The sequence below is a fragment of the Bradyrhizobium sp. UFLA05-112 genome, from assembly GCF_053572325.1.
Map to the genome: position 1 here is coordinate 51,402 of NZ_JBANBK010000011.1, position 19,015 is coordinate 70,416.

At 56.9% G+C, this 19,015-nt stretch carries 20 protein-coding genes; 9 read left to right on the forward strand and 11 right to left on the reverse strand.

Translation table 11 applies throughout. From position 1 onward, the window contains the following. Window positions 1-13: 13 nt before the first annotated feature. Both SO180_RS08880 and SO180_RS08885 read right to left on the reverse strand, forming a co-directional pair. Complete coding sequence (locus SO180_RS08880) at window positions 14-157, reverse strand: hypothetical protein (protein WP_449378430.1); 144 nt, start codon at window positions 155-157, stop codon at window positions 14-16. 24 nt (window positions 158-181) lie between these two features. Beyond that, window positions 182-670 (reverse strand): hypothetical protein, encoded by a 489-nt coding sequence (locus SO180_RS08885; RefSeq protein WP_449378505.1) that lies wholly within the window; start codon window positions 668-670, stop codon window positions 182-184. On the opposite strand from SO180_RS08885, the gene SO180_RS08890 reads away from it, so the two are divergent. Then, window positions 588-2,006 carry a short-chain fatty acyl-CoA regulator family protein gene (locus tag SO180_RS08890; RefSeq protein WP_449378431.1) on the forward strand — a complete coding sequence of 473 codons (1,419 nt, stop codon included), beginning with the start codon at window positions 588-590 and terminating at the stop codon, window positions 2,004-2,006. The two genes, SO180_RS08885 and SO180_RS08890, sit on opposite strands and share 83 nt — an antisense overlap. Before the next feature lie 3 nt (window positions 2,007-2,009). Next, a complete protein-coding gene (locus SO180_RS08895; protein ID WP_449378432.1) occupies window positions 2,010-2,510 on the forward strand; it encodes a hypothetical protein in 501 nt (166 codons plus the stop codon). Window positions 2,511-2,764: 254 nt separating this feature from the next. Here SO180_RS08895 and SO180_RS08900 read toward each other — a convergent pair whose 3' ends face one another. After that, on the reverse strand, window positions 2,765-3,241 hold the full coding sequence (locus tag SO180_RS08900) for an Lrp/AsnC family transcriptional regulator (RefSeq protein WP_449378499.1): 477 nt from the start codon (window positions 3,239-3,241) through the stop codon (window positions 2,765-2,767). 1,250 nt (window positions 3,242-4,491) lie between these two features. Here SO180_RS08900 and SO180_RS08905 point away from each other — a divergent pair. Together SO180_RS08905 and SO180_RS08910 are read left to right on the forward strand one after the other, a co-directional pair. Beyond that, window positions 4,492-4,818 (forward strand): PilZ domain-containing protein, encoded by a 327-nt coding sequence (locus tag SO180_RS08905; RefSeq protein WP_449378433.1) that lies wholly within the window; start codon window positions 4,492-4,494, stop codon window positions 4,816-4,818. 4 nt (window positions 4,819-4,822) lie between these two features. Continuing rightward, window positions 4,823-5,050: a hypothetical protein gene (locus SO180_RS08910; protein WP_449378434.1), complete on the forward strand. Its 228-nt coding sequence runs from the start codon at window positions 4,823-4,825 to the stop codon at window positions 5,048-5,050. 452 nt (window positions 5,051-5,502) lie between these two features. Here the strand turns inward: SO180_RS08910 and SO180_RS08915 are convergent, their stop codons facing one another. Then, window positions 5,503-5,769 (reverse strand): hypothetical protein, encoded by a 267-nt coding sequence (locus SO180_RS08915; RefSeq protein WP_449378435.1) that lies wholly within the window; start codon window positions 5,767-5,769, stop codon window positions 5,503-5,505. Window positions 5,770-5,984: 215 nt separating this feature from the next. Between SO180_RS08915 and SO180_RS08920 the strand changes: the two genes are divergently transcribed. Further along, complete coding sequence (locus SO180_RS08920) at window positions 5,985-6,416, forward strand: NlpC/P60 family protein (protein ID WP_449378436.1); 432 nt, start codon at window positions 5,985-5,987, stop codon at window positions 6,414-6,416. 229 nt (window positions 6,417-6,645) lie between these two features. On the opposite strand, the gene SO180_RS08925 is transcribed toward SO180_RS08920, so the two are convergent. Then, the gene (locus SO180_RS08925; RefSeq protein ID WP_449378437.1) at window positions 6,646-7,038 is read right to left on the reverse strand and encodes a hypothetical protein; all 393 of its coding nucleotides are present in this window, start codon (window positions 7,036-7,038) and stop codon (window positions 6,646-6,648) included. A gap of 653 nt (window positions 7,039-7,691) precedes the next feature. Here SO180_RS08925 and SO180_RS08930 point away from each other — a divergent pair. The 4 genes from SO180_RS08930 to SO180_RS08945 all read left to right on the forward strand — a co-directional run bounded on the left by SO180_RS08930 (window position 7,692) and on the right by SO180_RS08945 (window position 10,282). After that, on the forward strand, window positions 7,692-7,853 hold the full coding sequence (locus tag SO180_RS08930; RefSeq protein WP_449378438.1) for a hypothetical protein: 162 nt from the start codon (window positions 7,692-7,694) through the stop codon (window positions 7,851-7,853). Window positions 7,854-8,397: 544 nt separating this feature from the next. Next, complete coding sequence (locus SO180_RS08935) at window positions 8,398-8,526, forward strand: hypothetical protein (protein ID WP_449378439.1); 129 nt, start codon at window positions 8,398-8,400, stop codon at window positions 8,524-8,526. A gap of 365 nt (window positions 8,527-8,891) precedes the next feature. Next, window positions 8,892-9,167 carry an ABC transporter permease subunit gene (locus SO180_RS08940; RefSeq protein ID WP_449378440.1) on the forward strand — a complete coding sequence of 92 codons (276 nt, stop codon included), beginning with the start codon at window positions 8,892-8,894 and terminating at the stop codon, window positions 9,165-9,167. A 734-nt stretch (window positions 9,168-9,901) separates the two neighbouring features. Beyond that, window positions 9,902-10,282, forward strand: coding sequence for a hypothetical protein (locus SO180_RS08945; RefSeq protein ID WP_449378441.1), 381 nt, complete (start codon window positions 9,902-9,904; stop codon window positions 10,280-10,282). A gap of 423 nt (window positions 10,283-10,705) precedes the next feature. Here SO180_RS08945 and SO180_RS08950 read toward each other — a convergent pair whose 3' ends face one another. The 6 genes from SO180_RS08950 to SO180_RS08975 form a co-directional block, all read right to left on the reverse strand. Then, the gene (locus SO180_RS08950; RefSeq protein ID WP_449378442.1) at window positions 10,706-11,059 is read right to left on the reverse strand and encodes a tetratricopeptide repeat protein; all 354 of its coding nucleotides are present in this window, start codon (window positions 11,057-11,059) and stop codon (window positions 10,706-10,708) included. 264 nt (window positions 11,060-11,323) lie between these two features. Beyond that, window positions 11,324-13,447: a type III secretion system export apparatus subunit SctV gene (sctV, locus tag SO180_RS08955; RefSeq protein WP_449378443.1), complete on the reverse strand. Its 2,124-nt coding sequence runs from the start codon at window positions 13,445-13,447 to the stop codon at window positions 11,324-11,326. Between the two features lie 433 nt (window positions 13,448-13,880). Next, window positions 13,881-14,417: a hypothetical protein gene (locus SO180_RS08960; protein ID WP_449378444.1), complete on the reverse strand. Its 537-nt coding sequence runs from the start codon at window positions 14,415-14,417 to the stop codon at window positions 13,881-13,883. 33 nt (window positions 14,418-14,450) lie between these two features. Further along, window positions 14,451-15,341 carry a SctD/MshK family protein gene (locus tag SO180_RS08965; RefSeq protein WP_449378445.1) on the reverse strand — a complete coding sequence of 297 codons (891 nt, stop codon included), beginning with the start codon at window positions 15,339-15,341 and terminating at the stop codon, window positions 14,451-14,453. Window positions 15,342-15,755: 414 nt separating this feature from the next. Next, entirely contained in the window at window positions 15,756-16,049 is a 294-nt protein-coding gene (locus SO180_RS08970) for a hypothetical protein (RefSeq protein ID WP_449378446.1), read from the reverse strand. 673 nt (window positions 16,050-16,722) lie between these two features. Beyond that, complete coding sequence (locus SO180_RS08975; RefSeq protein ID WP_449378500.1) at window positions 16,723-18,411, reverse strand: HrpF/NolX family T3SS translocon protein; 1,689 nt, start codon at window positions 18,409-18,411, stop codon at window positions 16,723-16,725. Window positions 18,412-19,015 lie beyond the last annotated feature (604 nt).

Genomic DNA, 19,015 nt, shown 5'->3' on the forward strand with positions numbered 1-19,015 from the left:
GATAGGGAATCCTCTAAGTGTAGTTTGAAGAAGCCGCATCGACCGGCTTCGGTTTTCCGGCCGCGTCGATCGCGACCATTTCGGACGAACCTTGCATGGCAATGCGGCGAGAGCCGGTGGCAAGCGTTTCGGCAACAACCTCGACCGCGACCGTCATCGACGAACGGCCGACGCGTTCGACCTATGCAGTTAGTTCGACGAGTTCGCCGACGCGGACGGGCTCGTGGAATTGCACCTTGTCGGAGGTCGCCATCACCACTGCACAACGGGCTCGGCGGTTGGCCGCGACAAAGCTGCCTTGCCCATCAGGCTCAGGGCGTTGCCGCCGAACAGGGTGCCACAATGGTTGGCTTATTCGGGGAAGACGACCTCGACGAAGCGTGTCGGCTCGTTCGGGTCCGGCGGCTGGTTCGAGAGCGGCCTGCATGGCACGATATCCGATGACCTTGTTCAAGGACCCTTGCAACTCGGTCTGCTGTTCGCAATATCTGCAAAGCCAAAACCCGCGTATAGCACTGAAAAGGTGAAGCTTTGCGAAGCCGAGGTCGTGAATTTGCAAAGTTTGCAAAGTCGACAGGGGGTGCCGGATGAAGAAGGCATTCATGGGCGTGCGCCTGAAGCGTCTGCGCGAGGAGCGCAGATTGACACAACAGGCGCTCGCTTCGGCCATTGGAATTTCCCTGAGCTATCTCAATCAGCTCGAAAACAATCAGCGGCCCCTCACCATCGCTGTGCTGCTCAAGCTCAACGCCGCCTTCGGCGTCGACGTTCAGTTGTTCTCGGAGGATGCCCGGCTCGTCGCCGATTTGCGGGAGGCGCTGTCCGATCCCGAGATCGGCGAGACGATATCGTCCGCTGAGCTGCGGGAGTTCGCGCTCAACATGCCGGCGCTAGGCAGGGCGCTCGTCAGCATCAATCGCCGCTATCGGCAGGCGATCGAGCAAAGTGCGGCGCTCGCGGCGCGGCTCGGCGAGGATCGGCAGGCTGAGACGGCAATCCCGCCGTCGACGGCCTACGAAGAGGTGCGCGATTTTTTCTATGCGCACCACAACTACATCGCCGAGCTCGATGAAGCTGCCGAACGTCTGGCGCAGGACTTGGCGCCGTCGGACGCGATCACTCCCGCCATTCTGAGCGACCACCTCCGGGCCAAATTCGACGTCACGGTCCTGATCGGTGACGCGGCTGACGATGTCCATCGCCGTTACGATCCGCAGAACAGGACGCTGCATCTTTCGCGCAGGCTCGAACCCGGGCAGCGCGCCTTCCAGCTCGCGACCCAGATTGCGATGCTCGGCCTGGATCGCGAACTGGGTGCGCTCGTCGATGCTGCGGGATTTACCAATCAGGAGACGCGCGGGCTCGCACGCATCGGGCTTGCCAACTATTTCGCGGGCGCGCTAATCATGCCCTACGGGCGATTCCTGGCCGAAGCGAAGGTGCAGCGCTACGACATCGACATGCTCGGTGAAGTCTTTGGAGTCGGCTTCGAGACGATCTGCCATCGCCTGAGCACGCTGCAGCGGCCGTCCGCGCGCGGTGTGCCGTTCTTCTTCATCCGCGTGGACCGGGCGGGAAACATTTCGAAACGTCAGTCGGCGACGGACTTTCACTTCTCGCGGATTGGCGGCACTTGTCCGCTGTGGAACGTCTACGAGGCGTTCGCGTCCCACGGCCGCATTGTGATCCAGTTTGCCAGCATGCCCGACGACCGCGCCTATCTCTGGATCGCACGAACCGTCTCTCGCAGGAGCGGTGGTTATGAATCTCTGAGCAAGACCTTCGCCGTGGCCCTGGGGTGCGACGTCAGGCACGCGGGAGAGCTTGTCTATTCACGAGGATTGGACGCTCACGACCCTGCGTCAGCGGTCCCCATTGGCATGGGATGTAAGGTGTGCGAACGTATCGATTGTCCGCAACGCGCTTTTCCCCCGGTCGGGCGTTCCCTGATGATAGACGAGAGGCAGTCGTTCTTTTCGCCATATGCAGCGTCCAAATTCCAATGACGCATGCGCGAGGAATCCGCCCATATCCGCTATCTGGACACATCTGACGTTGCCGCGCATCTCGTCGGCTTCTTTCCTTCTGAGCATTTGACTGCGGGCAGCACGCACAAGGCAAATCAGGCAATTAGGCTGGTCAAAGCGACGTTTCGCGACGAATTCAAATGCCTCGTGACGCAAGTCAAATCGGGCATCGTTATCGAATGCCCGGAGGCGACTGAGTGTGCAATCCTGACTTTATGCATTGTCGTCGAGCAAAAACTGGAGCGGCTGAAGAAGGAGCCGCTCGCCGCCAAGATGGTCGAAGAGATTCTCGCGGTCTCCAGCGCCGAGCTTCGTCGCTGGTCAAAGGACGGTCGCATACCAACCAGCGGCCGGGCTTTTTTCGGCCAAGGCAGGAAGCAGGTTGGATTGTTTCTTTACCCGCCTGAGGCGATCCGCGAATTGTCGTCACGTCCTGATCAAATCATGCAATGGCGAAATCAGGATCGGCAGCACCGGCATTGAAGGGGGATTGCCCGCGTAGGGCCGGGCTCGGTGAGCACACTATGGGCGGCGTGGTCGTTGGAGGTCGACAGTTCAGTCACTGAGGCATTTCGGTAAGGGAAAGCAATCATATTAGCCTGTTGCCGCTGCACAACAGTAGGAGCTTGAAACCACAGATCGAGCTGGCGCATCAGTCGGAGCCCTTCGGCCCTTCGCCTAGGCCCGACCACCATCTGCCACCTTGGGGGGACGAGACATCTTTCATGAGCGTGTCGTCAGTCGGCGAAGGGAGGCTCCACTGGAATGGCAAAGCCCGCCTTCACCCGGTCCATGACGACCATGGTTTTGAATCCTTTGATATGGAGGTTTTTCTGTAAGAAACGGCGGGTGAACTGTTCATAATCGTCCATTGTGCGCGCGGTAACGTAGAGGACGAAGTCAGCCTCTCCGGTCACATAGAACCCATTCACAACCTGAGCCGAAGTCTTGATGGCCTTTTTGAACCCGTCAATGATCTCCGAGCTCTCTCGCTCCAGGCTCACGAGCAAAAGCGCCTGGATGGATCTGCCGACCGCTTTTGGCGAAACGATCGAGATATCGGCTTCGATGATGCCCTCCGAACGCAGCCGTTTCAGACGGCGCTGACACGCCGTAGAAGAAAGGCCGGCGAGTTCGCCGATGGTTTCCGTCGTAAGGCGGTTGTTCTTCTGCAGGATCTCCAGGATGCGGGCGTCGATCCGATCGTACCGCATAGTTGGGGGCCATGCTTTGGAGGTGAGCTTCACCACGAAAGATCCTTGCGGGTAGAAAACGTCTCTTGAACGATGCCAAGTCGCCAAGGCACCTGCATCGGCTGATCGCGCTGCTTGACGCTCTCAAGCGCTGCAACTTCCATGCCGGAGCAGCCCTAGCAGAAGCCGCGGAGCTCACATGCCTGAAGCCTTGTGTCCCGAGCAACGAGAGTTCGCAGTCAGCCGACGCGGCGACCCAGGACCGCCGAGGAGGGACGATCACAAACGATGATTTTCGCTCTCAGACCTGCTTCAATCGCAACCGCGTCCAGCGTTCTCGCGGCCTGCTTGAAACGGCGCTCGCTTAGCACGAGCTCTCATATGTTCAAATAGGCTTTTCTCAATGGGGTCGTGCTTCCGAAACCAGAAGCGCGATCATTGTTGTTCGGCGTTGGAGCCATCCACAAACGAAAGTTCAAGGTCGATTGCCGATAGCGCTATCACAGCGGGCGGTGCTTCCTGAATCTGCATAGGTTGGCGCTTGCTCTGCGTGTGACTATCGGATCGTTTGTGGCCGATACGAAAGCCGAATCGAAAGTTATGAAGCGATGTAGGCGAAGACGGGTAAGAAGCAGAAGCCGTTCTAAGCCCGGGTAATACCAACATCACTTTTATACACCGCGCGCGATCAAGCTCGCGTTCCGAATCGATGAGTACACCGAGCTGCGTGACCTCTTGCCAGCGGCATCATCCGCCAACGCACCCTGCAGACGCCAACATGTCGTAATTCGCTCGATGCCTTAGACCGTCAGCACCGGCTCATCGGGGTGGCATATCAGCGCTGGCAGGATCGACTAGAAAAGTCGCCCCGGATGTTGTTACGCTGGCGAGTTCGAAGCCCTTGCACTCCGGAGCTGGCGAATTAGCGTTACTAATGTCGAGACGCAGTTTCTCTTCGCGATTTCTCGAAATGTGCGCTTTTTGTGCGTAGCGCCTTTGGTCGTGCTCAAATCTTTCCGAATGGAAGTAATAGCCGAAACGAAATACTCTACGCACTATCCCGATATTCGTACAACGCACTGTGCGTCGGCTCGCCGATAGTTACGTGCTGGTAAGGGTTGTTAACTTGCGCTTGGTAATAGGCTGACCGGTTCGATTCGCGTCATCGTTTTTTAAGATTAAGCCGTCGAGGGAGCCGTTTTGGTTCTACGGCACCGGTTAAGTTTTCAGAAGATTTTTTCAGGGGGGCCGGCCGAGGTCGCTTTAAGTCTATGGGTTGGGATCAGCGAAAAGCCAAACGCGTTCAGCTCGATCATCGATATCGCGCAACTTTGGTAGGCGCCGACGGCACATGGCGCCGCAATTGCGTTCTCCTTGATGTTTCCCAAACGGGAGCACGGCTTCGGATAGATGGATCGCCTGAAGTCCTCAAGGCGCGGCAGTTCTTCTTGCTGCTTTCGACGACGGGGTTGGTCTACCGCAGATGCGAGTTGGTCCGGCTGGACGGCTCCGAAGTCGGAGTCGAATTCGTAATGAGCCGGACTCGTGGTGAACGCGCGTTGCATTCCGACAGGTCGCCTAGCTCTGCCGCGGATTGATTCAATGGAATTGATTTGCTCGCGCAGTATACCTGCGCTGGATACGGAGTCCCTTTTGCCTTTCGAAGCCCGGGAGGCGCTGTTTCGCGATCACCACGGATTTCTTCTATATCTCACCAAGGGGTTATCCCGTTCTGCCTTTAACGAGGAGAGGCTTCTTCGTCTTGAGGCGCGGGAGGCGTTGATCTGGCTGAATGAGATGCCGGAAGAGCAAGGTTCGTTTTGGCGTTAGCTTGGGCGGCACTCTTGCGGCAATTGCCTAATCGAAGGTCCTGGGATGCCGGCTTTGAGAGGCCGCCGCGCTATGAGACGAAATTGCTTTCTAAGGATATTGAAAAGAAACTGTCCGCGTGGCGCCGCCAAATCACAAGACTTCGGATGTAGATCAAGGGCCAGGAGATCCTGATCGAAGCCCTGAGTACGAAGGTCGCGATCTCGAAAAGAAGCCCTTAATCATCCGGCAGAGACGTTCGTCTGCCTCGCTTGCAACCCGTGCTCTTTTAAATTCGTCAAATTTCGAAAACAGGTTGCCTTTCGAGGTGCGGCCAGATTGAACGGAAATCGATCCTTCCGTTCCGCTACGTGTAAATTTCTTTTGTGATCTGTAGACGTTAGCTCCTGAGCCCACGTTGACCGCGGCCGAATGTCTCCTTCGACCGACGCAGCGGTAGGACGGGAGGAGCATTATTGCAGTGTCGGCTTAGCGGCCTGCCCCGCCTTCGCCAAGAGCCAATCTTCGACTCGGCGGATTTTGCTCAATAGTTCGGCGGCGTCGGCACGATCGCGAGCATAGTAATTGACGACGCTGCATGTCAGAAGTGCAATGGCAACTGCCGCGTCCGTAACGTCTTCGTCCATAAGCACTGCCGCCATCGTTTCGGCCAGCATCTTTGCGCGTGCAAGCTCATCGCCTGAGGGCTTCGCTAGCATGGGCGGTACAGGTTCTGTCATGCGACCTCGCTGTGAGCCGAGCAGATACATTTACCACTTTATTTCCCACGCAATCAACCTTTGCGTGTACGAGGTTCAAACGCTTGCCGCAACTGATCTCCTCAAGTTAGCGCTATCAAGCCAGTCGGCTGACCTCACAACATTGTGGAGAGGAGGATCTTTTCTGTTACATTGCGGGAGTTTAGTTTATTTCATTGTGCAGATGCCTCAAGTCGATGTCAGTTGTAGATCTAGTTCCTGAAATTCCCGAATGGTTCTGGCAGATACGCTATGACCCGAACCACGACGCAGACTCGGCAACGCTGTTGGGAATTGAATGCGGGGCAAACTGCCAAAACTTCGCCTACGAATTGCTGCGACATTTCGGCCGTTACGTTCCCAACTTGCGGTCAAGCAATCTGTGGGACGATACAGAATATACGATCGTGGTCGATCAATATCAGCCACTCGATCTTCTGCTCTTCAACCGGAATCAGACCGCCTGGGGCGCCCATGTTGCCGTCTACACGGGTAACGATCGGGCAGTCCATTTGAGCCGAAGGCTCGGCCACGTGGCTGTATGGCCGCTTGCGCATTTCGCGCAGCGTCCAGAATATCAGGTGCTGGTCGGGGCGAAGCGGGCTATAGCTCTCGCGTCCGGTCGCTAAGCTCTAGAAGTCGGGCACTATAAGGCGAAGCCCTACACTCCAAAAATGCGGCGAGCGACATCTGTTAGTTCGCCTCGTTGCACGGCGCTCCCAGCCAACGAAAATAACCAGCCCGTAGTGGCGCCGGTATGAATCCAGATGCCGACACTCGATCCGCACTACAATATCCGTATCGAGACCAATCTGACATTCGCGCAGCTTTTCGGTCACTACGCCACATCGCTGACAGCTAAAATATCTTCCCCAACAGGTACCCGAGCGCGCCGATCGTCCCCTGCATAGCCATTCCGATCAGGCTGTCCTTCAGCTTCGTCCCATACTGCGCAATGATGGGGTTCAGGAGCGCCACCAGTACATCGACGTGAACCCGCGTGGCCTTCAACAGGGACCGGGCGGCTGAAATTTCGGCCTCGCGCTGTTCTTTCTCCAGCGGATCGTCGAAGTCGTTGGCCTCGCGGATTGCCTTCTCCAACTTCTCCACCGCTGCGTCGGCGTCAGTACACTCCTTGCTGTTGTGATTGATCGTGACGGTGCGATCCGATGCCGGCACGACCTTACCGAAATGCTCCTCGATGTGGCGCAGCAGCTCGCGCGTTGTCGGCAGAAAAATCTGCCGCGACACGTCGGAAACATGAATGTCGTAATTGTTGCCCGTGTAGAGGAAGTCCCTGCAAGGTCGTAGATGTCTAGTTCACCGTTGCTCAACGCCAGAAGCAGGGCAACGCGCAGAGGCAGCCGGTCGGTTTTGTCCTGGGGCCATGATAGTGTGCCGCTGCCGACCATGGATCCGACCGTTTCCTTGCACTCGGCATACCACGTCGGAAAGTCAACGCGCGCTTCGAGGTCGGCAACGGCGATCCGCTGCACCTTCGGCGTGTCGTCGATGTTGCGAAAGAAATGTCTAGGTGGACTTGAGGAACAGGTATTTTGCGCGGCCACGGCGTCAGTCAGCTCGTTGTAGACACCAAAATTCGAGAAATCGCTCAAGACTGCCCTCGATTCGGCAATGGGTGAGGACAACATCGCGCGAACGTTTGTGCTACACTATGCGGGATGATCGAAGCAGTATCAGCGCTCGGGAGACTGTTGGCGAAGGCGCGCAAGAAGCGCCCTCGCGGCAAGAAGGTATGAACGAGGCGATAGTCGTTCGCAAACGTCACGAAGCGGAGCCACGGTCGATGGCGTCCGGCTGGTGAGGAGGTGGCATAATGCCCAAGAAGCGGTCGAGCCTGAAGGGGGTAATTAGGAGCCGAACAGAGCCGGGCCCGACCTTGAATGTCCGTGTTCCTGCACAAAACCCGCTGTGTCGTTCACTACGACCACCGCCAGGGTGAGCAGATCATCACATTCGGCCCGAACTGGCTCGAGTCCAAGAGAAATCTCGCCGCTTTCGAAGAAATCGCGTGCTCAGAGGGAGGAGAGAAAATTGGCGACTGAATCCTGCAATGAGGGATTCACACCAACTCAATCGTGCCCTTCTCGCGTCTGAGATGCTAGAAAAATCTCTCCGTGCGAAACGAGCCCTTGAAAGGCTTGTCGGCAAAAACGATCGCGAGCACGTGAAGCTTCTTGCCTATCGAGCCGTATACGAACTCACCGCGCTTGCTGCGAACTATCACGCTTGGACAATGGTCGACAACGAATCATCCATTGTTGCTCGCAATCGATCGGTGGAAGGCGCAAGGCAAGGAGGCCTTAAGAAGGCGCATCGCTTGGCGCCGTCTCCCACCGCATCACGTTTTGAGCTGAGAAACTTCAATCTTCCTGCAATTGACATTGGGGCCTCGCTCGACATGGTCGAACACATCGGCGTGAAGAACATTCAGAACCATTGCTTCGATCTGGGCGATCATCTCACCGCTCAACTGGATGAGCTCGACATTGGTCTTCGTTGGTCCGAGTCGGGCAACATCGCTCGCCCCACATCTACGTCGTCGGTCGGCCCGCGACAGACTGGCTCAGCTACCTCGAAGAGAATAGCGTGCGTATTTCCCCCGAACGCGACGGCATCCGCATATCGTTCGGCATGCTCAACACGGTCGACGATGTGGATCGTCTGCTGCATCTCATCCGCGAACGCCAATCAAGAAAGTCATTCAGCGCCGCTTAGGACTTTGCATGGGCCAGTTTGGTAAGCCGCACGCGAAGTAGACAGCAGCCTGATCCTGCCCAAGGGCGAGCATCTTGCCTTTTCACACACTGACATGTTGAAGGAGAGGATCGCGCATTTTGGTGACGCGATCGATTAGTACCGGCGCAGCGCGCACGACGACCGACCATGCGGAGCATAGCGTCGTATACATCCGCAATTGTGAGGCTCGCGATGTTCGGAGTTCCTTTTTAGTAGACCACAGATGGCCAGCGCTTTGATCGCCTACCAGACGATCGTGTTCATCGACAAAGCTGTGCGGATCCCGGGTACCGCACCGGGTAAGTAAGACAAGGGATCAGATATTGACGACGTGAAGTTGCAAAGTGCCTGCCTGGCAGCATGGCGGTCGTGAAATAAACAGCCTCGAGCTCTCGATTATCGCACAGTCGTGGCCCTATCTATCGTCAGGATTGCTCTTCTCGTTTTCTCTAATGGCTGCCGCCTTCCTGATCGGAATGCTTCTTGGAACGCTCTTCGCGCTCGTGCAACACTTTGAGCTCCGCACGCTGCGCCAGTTCGTCCGTAGCTACGTTGCCCTGATGCGATCGATTCCGCTCATCTGCTACGGCTTCTTCGGTCGCATTGCGCGCCTCCGCTGAACGGAATCACGGCTGGCGATTCTGCGAGGTTTCCGGCCCTCCGACCTCAAAAGCCTGCAATTCCGAATCGGCAGACGGCGGGGGAAGGCGACTTGTTTCGTGTCAGGTTGGATCAGATCATCCACCTCAAGCACGAGTCTCGTTGTGCTTTCTTGAGGCCTTTCCGTGATCATGACTTTTCGATGCGGTGCGGCCTGGCATGGAACGCGACCGAAGTCAGCGGCTCGTCAGCTTACGGACAGCTAAGCTGCGTATCAGCGGAGTCAGGTCTAATGACCTGAACACAATGCAACATCCATAGGAGTGTGGTTGTCATGTACGGTCGAATCAACAATTGGTCGGATGTTCCATCCGATGATGAATATCATCGCGCAGGCTCCCCGGAGCACGGGAATGCCGACGACTTCGCGGACGCATTCGCTAGAATGCGATTGCAGGATTCCGGTGCCAGCTCATCCTCGCGTCCAAGTTATTACAACAGTTCAAGACCTCCTATCGTCGAGATCGACCAAGCGACATTCCGGCGAGAGGTGAGGACCTTTCATGGCGACGAAATCAATCATATCGCCAACAATCCACAGGAATACTCAGAACGTGTATCCGAAAGGGCTAGGCGCACATCGGACGTCGCTAGCGAGTATGGCATCCGAAGAGATTCGGACGCCGCCCGATATTACAGCTACCAACTCGGAAATAGGAGTGTCGGTCTCCAAAGAACGGAAGGCGGATTTCCTATGACTGACTTCAACAGCCAAGGCTGGCGAGAACAGTTCCCCGGACGAACTGACGTCACCTCAATCGTGGATTTCCAGGTCGCTCATCCGCTCGTTTCGAATGCCGGCGATATTTTGCTCGAGCATCAACTTCGGCAAGACGGCGAACGGCCTCTGGTGAACTGGCGTCCTGCGAATGATGAAGCGAGGACCCGTGCAGAACAAATGGGCTTCGTCCATGTGGACCGAGACGATATGGTACTTGACCCAACCCGGTCCGGACCCTGGAACTACAGGGATGGTGAATGGCAGCGTGCAACCCATCATTCGAGGTATCTCTCCAAAGAGGCCAGCGATACTGAATCTTCAGCAGCGTCCGACTCGGATGGAGACTTTATGTGACGTGAGATCTCCACCGATCCGTGAAGGAGGTGGAGCAAGGAGCGCAGACCAACGAACATCTGCGGCTTACGATCGAGTCTAGGATCGAACGAAGCCGAAACCAATTCGGCTGAATTCGCGAGGTGCACTATACGGACGCACCGCGGCGGTTACGAGACCCGATGAACAGGGCAACAGGAAACCCCGGCTTTCGGCCGGGGTTTTCGATTGCACGCCCCGGACGGGAAGAGCAGATTGGCTATGGCGGGTGCGAGCGCCAGTGTGTCCGCTTCCAGCCCGTTATTGTGTGCGGTACACCATCAGGATGGCTCGGGATCCTCCCGTTTGCATCCAGGTGAGACCATCGGACCTAAGCAGATGAGGGCTGAGAGGCATAAACCTGACGGCGCGGTTAATGTGCAAGAACCTGCGGCGAAGAGGCGACTACGGCTTTTGTACTGTCTGGTTAGGCGAATCGGACAGCGGTTGTAGATTCGTGCGCCCGGCTTTGCCCTTCTCATCGAGGGCAAGCGAGAGCTTGAGGTTGTTGGTCAGCATCGGGCTGTCAGGAGCCATTGCGAGAGCTTGCCGATATAGCGCTTGTGCTTCTTGGTGATGCCCCTCGCTGTCAAGGACAACCCCCTTCGCGTTCAATATGCGCAAGTCGCCAGGGGCAGCGAGTAAGACTTTGTCAAGTACCTCAAGCGCCTGATCCGGGCAATTTCGCGCCAGCAGAGCACGCGCAAGGGGAATAGCAGCGTTGACGTTGTCGGGTTGCTTCTTCAACGCATCGCGCAAAGCCTCCTCGTCAAGGTCCCCACGTACGGCGTATGCAGAGCGTTCGCGCGTAGCAGCATCGATCTCCCTCGTGTCCTGTAGCTCTGGTGTCGGCATCTGCTGTGTTGAAAGTCCTGGCTTATCCCAGCTCGTGCAACTTCCAAGCAGCAGAAGTGGGAGGATAGCTAGGCGCAAGTTCGCACTACGGGAGCACAACGTCCGCAGGGTATCCATCTGATATGAATTCATAACATGACCTTACGACCGGCTGCCGTCCTCTGTTAGCTAATCGGCCGTCGCGCCAGGGCGCGCTCCTGAGGGGATCTTATGCTTGGCGGCACCGAGGTTGACGGATCCAATCGGCTGGACCGTGAAATCCGAGGCGAGATCCTGATAAGACAGAACCGGAAGATCGATCCCGTTGCGCGTGAGAAATCCCCGGAGAAACCGCCGGATGTCCATTGGCCCGAGAATGACGGGCGGCCTCTGACTGCGTGCGATGGTTGATTGGATCTGACGGAATTGTGAAAGCAGCATCTCGCTCTCGTGGTTCTCCAAAACGAGGTAGGGACCGACCGCGGTGTCGCGCACCGCCGCGCGCACGATTTCCTCGGTTTCACGCTCGACAATGAACGCAGCCACAACTCCGTGGGCATTGGCATAGCGATGACAGATCTGACGTCCGAGACCGGAGCGAACATATTCGGTGAGCAGGGCGACATTTTGCTCGCGCTCGCTCCATTCTGCCAGCGCCTCGAGGACCAGGCGCGTGTTGCGAATAGGGATGCCCTCGTCTAGTAATCGACGTAGAACATCGGCTATCCGGGGGATCGGGGTCGTGCGCAGTACCTCCTTAACGAGATCAGCATATTCCTGCTCCATTCGCGCCAGCAATTGTCGCGTCTCTTGGATGCCCACCAGCCGCTGTGCATACCGTGTCAACGCCGACTTTACTCGCAAGGCGATGACTTCGCTTGGAGTGCGATGCCCTATTCCCGCAGCTTTGAGAGCTGGCGCATGACTTTGTTCGATCCAAATCCGGTTCTTCTCTGGATCTTGCCGAAAGGGGATACCGCTCAATTCAATGTTCGCCACGTCGTCGTCGAGCACGAGTTGCGTGGGGTCAACAAAATCCCCGCCAACGGGCACTCCCTCGACATCTACCCTGAATTGCGAGTCCGATAGGCGCTGGTCGACTCGGGTGGGAATACGTGGGATTGTGATGCCAAGATCAGATGAGACCAGCGCAGAAACGTCTCGGATGGAACCCTCGAGCTCCTCTTTGTCGATTGCATGTGTCAGGTTTGGTGCGAGGAATAGTGTGATCGGAAGTGCCTCCGCAGGCACGGTTTTAGTCTGAGTCTGTGCGGCAGCTGGAGCCGAACCAGTGATATCGGTGCCCGTCTTGGCGTCCGCCTTGGCCGCGGTGTTGGCGCCCAGCGCACCAGCCTTGACAAGGCTCGCCCCGCCAAAGAGTGCGGCCAGTATCATGAACGGTGGCAAGGGGAACCCGGGGACGAGGCCCATCAAAGCCAGCACGCAGGCGGCTAGCCGTAGCGCTTGTGTGCTGGCCGTAAGTTGGCTCACGATGTCGGCACCAAGATTCAGCTTGGAAGGACCGCTGACACGAGTGACAATGGTTGCGGCTGTAATTGACAGCAGCAAAGCCGGAATCTGCGAAATTAGCGCATCACCTATGGTCAGGATCGTATATTGATCGAGCGCATCTTCAAGCGACATGCCCTTGGAGAGCAAACCGATTGTGATGCCGCCCAGCATGTTGATGCAGATGACTACGAGCCCGGCGATGGCGTCGCCCTTCACGAATTTCATAGCGCCGTCCATGGCTCCATGAAGCTGGCTCTCTTGCTCTAGCGCAGCGCGCCGACGGCGAGCTTCGTGCTGATCGACGTGTCCGTTGCGCAGCTCGGCGTCAATGGCCATCTGCTTCCCAGGCAATGCATCAAGCGTGAAACGCGCTGATACCTCTGCGACCCGTTCGGCCCCCTTGGCGAGAACCATGAATTGCACCATGGTCACGATCAGAAATATGACAATTCCAACGGCGATGTTGCCTGATATGACGAAATCGCCAAACGTATGAATGATGCTGCCCGCATCACCCTCCGCGAGAATCAAGCGCGTTGTTGCCACCGTAAGAGCCAGACGAAAGACGGTGGAGATGAGGATGACGCCCGGTAAGGACGAAAAGTCAACTGGTGTGTTGAGATAGAGCGCAACCATCAGCAGCAGTACGGCAAAACCGAGGTTGAAACCGATCAGCATGTCGATCACTACGATCGGGATCGGCATGATCATCATTCCGACCGCCAGAAGGAGCATCAACGCGACCATCAAGTCCGGATTAGCCGGCGCGCGTACGATGAAACTACGCAGGAGGTTGGGCATAAAGGGTCTATTGTTCCTTGATTGGAGCGGTGCTGCCCCGTAGTGATACATAGCTCTTGAATGTGGCATGGGCCTCAGCCATGCGGCCGGCCTGACGCAGAGCGTGACTGCGCAAGAGCATCAAAGGCAGACGGGAAGACGGCTGGTCGTCAAGTTCGTCCAGCCGATCCAAAGCTACCAATGCCTCGTCACCGTGGCCCTCAGAGATTAGAGCGTAAGCCAGAATGCGAAGCAGGTCGACGTCTTGAGAACCTTCGTGAGCTGCGAGTCGCAATAAAGCGAGACACTGTGCGCTCTGCCCGCACGCAAGATGGACATACGAAAGCGCGCAAAGTAAATCGCGTTCGTTGGTCGAGATCAGCAAGACATCACCGGCTGTTGAACCGCGTGGCCCCGGGGCAGATGTGTTGCGCTCCTCTGGCTCGCCCATTTTCTAGCCTTCGATCAAGCCGTTCTTATTCTGCCGGAGTAGGATCAAATGGCGCAGCTCCATTTGCAAAATGGCTATTCCTTCACGCGCCATCGGTGCTTCTGGCACGGTAGATAGTGCATCGGCTAAACCCTGCACAAGTAAGCTGTGTTTTTCTGGGCGTAGGACGCCCGTATCGCGTAAACGCGGTGTAACGAAGGAGAGCAGGTTCTCCGCAAGACTCGGACCAGTAAGCCAAGCAAGTTCTGAGCCTGACTTGATCTCACCGGACTGGACTTGAGCCTCGTTGACGTTGATGCGCGAGACACGATCAATCGAGTGTAGCTCCAATGCGGTCTCGACCGTCGCGTCTACAAGCCGAACTTGCGGGGGGCTATCCTGAAAAGTCTTGTAGCTCTGGCCGCTATTTGCATGCGTTCCCTTGAGTTCGGTGCCCTTCGCTTGACGTATAGTGGGCGAGGCGGCAGGTAGATGATCGTCCACCGTAAGCCCCTGAAACGAGGCGCCAGGCGCGACGGAATGCTGGGACAGCCTAGTCATGACACTTTCCTTCTGAGCTGCGGGCCGGAAACTCTAATAGGGGAGTGCAACCAGCCGGCCATTCCGACTCAGGAGCACGCGTCCCTCCTCGATCCCATTGACGGTCCATCCATTATTCAGCAGCGCGCCCACGAAATACTTCTGGCCAGCAATGACCAGATAAGGGTCACTTCCGCGCCAGACAGCCTCGACAGCTATGGAGGAGGGCGCCTTCTCTTGCTTTACCGCTACTGTGTTGATGAGCACGTAAGCGCCGTTGCCGTGGTCATCGAACCGTTGCTGGAGTTCTTGCCATTTAGGCAGCGAAGCTGGCGTAACCGTGCCATCAGCGGTAACAACTCCCGCCCCAGACCCGACCTTGATATCGAAAAGCCCCGCGCGCTCGACCTCCTGTTGCAGCTCTTCGGCAGCTGCATCGGTCATCAGAGCATAGGGAGCCTTGGGGGTTGGCTTCGTTGCAACTTCGTTGCCACGGCCCACATCGGCGCTCAAACCAACCACCTCGTCCGACTGGGAGAAACTGGTTGAGACTGCGCCGACCGCGACAGAACTGATCAGGACTGAGGCGAGTGCGATGGTCGCGAGCCAGCGACCAGTAGAGGCAGTTTGTTTAGTACCCTCAATGGACCAGCGAATGGACATCTCGCCCAAATGCATGACCGTCGGAAGAGGAACAAGAACACGCTCGTTCGGGGAAATCGTCTCGCGTCCCTCGATCCCAACTTCCGTCGCAAAAGCCTCGATTTCAATCGAATTGCGATGTGGCGTGACACGAACATGATGCGGTTCGAGCCCTTGCTCGATAAAGACTAGGTCAGCATCCAAGCCGCTACCAATCAGGCTCGGTCCCATACCAGTTTTGCCGGTAACCCCGCAGTAAAGCCCCGACAGCACCTCAAAATGCGGGGAATTCGTTTCATGCACGGTCGATCTCCTGAAGAGCGAACGAAGCCGTGCGGCGAAGCCGCACGGCCCGTTACGACTTGGCGGATTACGTTACTCGGGAAAGGTGGGACGACGGTGTCTCCCACCTTGTCTGTTACTGCACGCGCTCGTCGGCTACTTTCTTGATGGTCGTAAGGTTCGTCGAGACGACGCGAAGCTCCACATCTCGCTGAGTGGCCTGCAAGCTCGTGGCGGTGAGAGCAGCGAGCTCCTTTTGGAACGCAGCCTGTGACGCAACGTCGGAAGCCGTGGAACCAACAGTGGCGGCAGCTGTGTTAGCTGTCTCGGCTGCAGTCGAGCCGCTGACGGGTGAGTGAGGCATATCGTTTCTCCTGTTTTATCGAGAGTTCGCCGCTAGTAGCGGCTCGTATAACCTGGCGACGACATGCGACGTCAGGTATCTTCTTCCGTCTCGGTCATGGCATCTGACAAAGAAGCCATTTGGCTATCTACCATTTGGAAAGCAATGGCTCCGAGAACGGTGTTGAATGCTTGGCGCATAGCTGCGTCATGCGAGTTGCTGTTGCTATCCGGACCCGACGCGCCATTTGCAGGGGGGCTGCTTGCAACAGGCGATTTGGGATGCCCCTCATGCGCGCCAGCTGCGTGCGAAGGCTCTTTGTGCCCATGAGCCGCACGCAGCTCGCTGTCAATTGGCGCGGGGTGGCCTAAGCCGGAAATGCGCATCGGGTTCTCCTTTGCAATTTAGGTCATGCGGATGGAGGCTGTCTCCGCTGTCCCTATTCTGCCCGTGTTAGCTTTCGGCAAGCTGACGACCTCCAGAGAAAATACAATTGAGCCGAGGTTTAGTTGCCGCGTTTGGCTCCGTTACAGCGTGGCCGGCGTCGGTGGCAGCTCTTGTGCGAATTTGCTTCCCAGAACCAGCGAATTGTCTTGATACGATAAGAAATGAGCTATGAGGCTTGCTCAGACGATCTGCGCGCGAAGAGCGATAGTTCCCGATCAACCGAATGCGATGGGTCAGCTTGCCGCTCCGCCGCAGACGTCCAAGACTCATGTGGTGACATTCGGCTTCGGACCGCTTTGTGAGGCGCTTCGTCCTCGACACTGACTCCATTCGAGTTCCACCTCGGCGCATTTAAAAGAGCCGATAGTCAAGGGACCGGTTCGGATGGGCTTCCAAAGAATCGTGGCAACAGTGAACTGCGTTGAAGCCGATCGTGAAGTCGGCGATCTATACAGCTGAACAGCAACGCGGCGCGAACGGACGATAAAAAAATCGTTCCGCCTGGACGAAAGAACGTGAGGGCAAAGCTTGCGGGACTCGCGGACCCACCGGGCGGAACTCCGCAAGCTGCCTTTGTCAGGCGGTGATCTGAGACGATTTGCGTCGCTCTGACTAGGTGTAAGCGCCTACAGCTTGGGTACGCTCGGACGCAACACGTTCCTTCAGGTTCTGCAAATAATTCTCCGCATAGGATTGGGCCACCGAAACCGGCAGGTCGACGCCGGCCGTCGCGGCTTCTTGAATTGCCTGCTTCGCCAAGCCTTCGCGCATGGCCAGCTTGACCTCCGGTCCGGAGATGCAGCCCACCGCCTGCGCTGCAATACCGAGGCCCGCTTCTTCCAGTGCTTGCTTAATATTTCCGCCTGTGATCGCGGTGTGCAGTAGATTTGCTATCTGCGCCTCGCTCTCGAGCTCCATTGACGCCAGATCGGCTAATTCGCCTAGGCCTGGAACGAAGCCAAGTACGCCAACCGCCGTGGCAGCCCAGTCGAGGACCTTTGAGCCAACCTTCAGCACGTCATCAAGTCCGTGCATGAAGGCGCCTCCATTTTTCTTTGGTGACTTGATGTCGGGCTGATCCGCCGCGCCCATCTCCATGTCCGCAACAGCAGATTGCTCGGCAGTCGTTTGAGCGACGTGCGTCTTCGACAGGTGAGCAGTGCGGTTTGCGGCCGACATATTGTTGAAGAAGTGCGTGAAATCCTTATTGCTGATGTTGCCGGAATCGACGGTATGGCCGCCGCCAAAGTCGAAGAACTTGTGGTGGGTTTTGTAGCCTGTGATCGAATTGTTGATCAATCCGAATAAGAGAGGATCCGAGAGCAGCTGTGAGGCGGCCTTTCGCACATCCGGGGCAAGACTCTTGTCATCGGCCATGCTCGCCAGCTTGTCCCGGGTCAGGTCGCCCTTTCCAAAAAAGGCGCCTTGGTTCCTGTCGATCGTAGCGAGCGTGTCCAGCTCGGCTTGCGTCAGATTCATCGCTGATGAGGCAACCTGCAAGAAGTCCTCTTTGTGGACCTTGTCTACCGAGCCGCCATACAATTGTTTCCACTCGTCGGGATGGCTGAGGAAGTATTGAGCGGCCGCGAGAACCTGAGGCGGGCATTTACCGGTTTTGGCATCGCCATCGACGATCTGCTTGAAATCGGCGAGACTTAGGTTCTTGGGCAGGTTGTCGGAATACCGATATAGCTCACGCAATGCATCGGTTTCAGCCATGACCGATGGCTGGCCATTGCCTGCGCCGTCCGAAGGAATGTAGTTATTTTCGTAGCTCTGCGCCCGCTGCTCCTGGAATGCGGCAACCTGTGAGTGATGATCGGAGAAGCCGGAGAGATCACCTGCCTTGATCTTCCCGCCACAACGGCCGTCGCCTTGCGAGCCTATGGCATAGAAGAGCTCCGGGTCCTGCTGCAGTCCCTGGATCGCCGCCTTCAGATCCGAAGGCGTGGTGGGATCATTGGCCAAATCTCCAAGAGAGTTCCAATCGAGCGGACATTTGTCTTTGTGGCGGTTCAGAATGGATACAATCTGCAACTCGGAATTGGTCAAGGTGCCGCCGTTCCACGTAACCCTCGAGCTGGGCACTGGCGCGGCCGCAATCGGAGCTGGGCTCGCAGCAGGGGATGGCTGCGGGGCCTGGGCAGATGCTTCCAGTGCAGCCCTGAGATCTGGGGGTAGGATATTCTGCGCCTCCTGCGAGAGCCCCGCCGTAAGTTCTTTGATCGACTCTGCTGCGCCATCGTCAGGCGGTGCGGAATGATCGGAGCTCGTGTCTTTCAAGGAGTAACCGGCCAGCATCGCCTCGAAACTCGAAACCTCCTGCACCGAGGGAGCAGGCCCGTAGAAAGCCGTAGTTACGTTGGTCACGGATAAGTTGGTGACTGACATCAATGCGTCCTTTGACAGGAAATTGCACCACATCCCGTCATGTGGTGCGGCCGGAGCTCGAGACGAAGAAATAGCGTGGACGGGCAGAGTCCAAGAGCTCAGATACTTCCGATTAAGCTCTCAGTCCCGCTACAATTTAGATCGTCCTCTGGCTATGATAGGACCAGTTAGCTTTCCAGAAGCTGACGGCGCTCAGAAGAATTGAGACACAAAACCGGTCTTGCCCGAAGCTGCGGGGCCTCTTGGTGGGCCCGATTAGCCGTCGCAAGGGCTGCGCAATCCTGCAAGGCTGTTTTACTGCCCTTCCAATCAGCGCAATTCGGCATCGTGAGATGTTCGCGGTGTATAGCTTTAATGATTGCGATCGTTGGCGCCGTGGAATGGGCGAAGGAAGTAGCTCTTGAGTGATCGAAGCGGATTGGGCTCACTTCGCGGTCATATATGCTCAGCCAGTTGGCGGAGTTCCAGTTGGAGTATCCGTGGCCCGACGTTAACGTCATTGTGCGCTCGCGCT

Excerpts from the sequence above, each read along its gene's own strand:
- SO180_RS08975 (WP_449378500.1), bottom strand. The coding sequence starts at position 18,411 with ATGCTGGCCGGTTACTCCTTGAAAGACACGAGCTCCGATCATTCCGCA.
- SO180_RS08885 (WP_449378505.1), bottom strand. The coding sequence starts at position 670 with ATGGCCGAAGCGAGCGCCTGTTGTGTCAATCTGCGCTCCTCGCGCAGA.
- sctV (WP_449378443.1), bottom strand. The coding sequence starts at position 13,447 with ATGCCCAACCTCCTGCGTAGTTTCATCGTACGCGCGCCGGCTAATCCG.
- SO180_RS08930 (WP_449378438.1), top strand. The coding sequence starts at position 7,692 with ATGTCCGTGTTCCTGCACAAAACCCGCTGTGTCGTTCACTACGACCAC.
- SO180_RS08900 (WP_449378499.1), bottom strand. The coding sequence starts at position 3,241 with ATGCGGTACGATCGGATCGACGCCCGCATCCTGGAGATCCTGCAGAAG.
- SO180_RS08890 (WP_449378431.1), top strand. The coding sequence starts at position 588 with ATGAAGAAGGCATTCATGGGCGTGCGCCTGAAGCGTCTGCGCGAGGAG.
- SO180_RS08910 (WP_449378434.1), top strand. The coding sequence starts at position 4,823 with ATGGAATTGATTTGCTCGCGCAGTATACCTGCGCTGGATACGGAGTCC.
- SO180_RS08945 (WP_449378441.1), top strand. The coding sequence starts at position 9,902 with ATGACTGACTTCAACAGCCAAGGCTGGCGAGAACAGTTCCCCGGACGA.
- SO180_RS08960 (WP_449378444.1), bottom strand. The coding sequence starts at position 14,417 with ATGACTAGGCTGTCCCAGCATTCCGTCGCGCCTGGCGCCTCGTTTCAG.
- SO180_RS08920 (WP_449378436.1), top strand. The coding sequence starts at position 5,985 with ATGTCAGTTGTAGATCTAGTTCCTGAAATTCCCGAATGGTTCTGGCAG.
- SO180_RS08895 (WP_449378432.1), top strand. The coding sequence starts at position 2,010 with ATGCGCGAGGAATCCGCCCATATCCGCTATCTGGACACATCTGACGTT.
- SO180_RS08915 (WP_449378435.1), bottom strand. The coding sequence starts at position 5,769 with ATGACAGAACCTGTACCGCCCATGCTAGCGAAGCCCTCAGGCGATGAG.
- SO180_RS08905 (WP_449378433.1), top strand. The coding sequence starts at position 4,492 with ATGGGTTGGGATCAGCGAAAAGCCAAACGCGTTCAGCTCGATCATCGA.
- SO180_RS08970 (WP_449378446.1), bottom strand. The coding sequence starts at position 16,049 with ATGCGCATTTCCGGCTTAGGCCACCCCGCGCCAATTGACAGCGAGCTG.
- SO180_RS08880 (WP_449378430.1), bottom strand. The coding sequence starts at position 157 with ATGACGGTCGCGGTCGAGGTTGTTGCCGAAACGCTTGCCACCGGCTCT.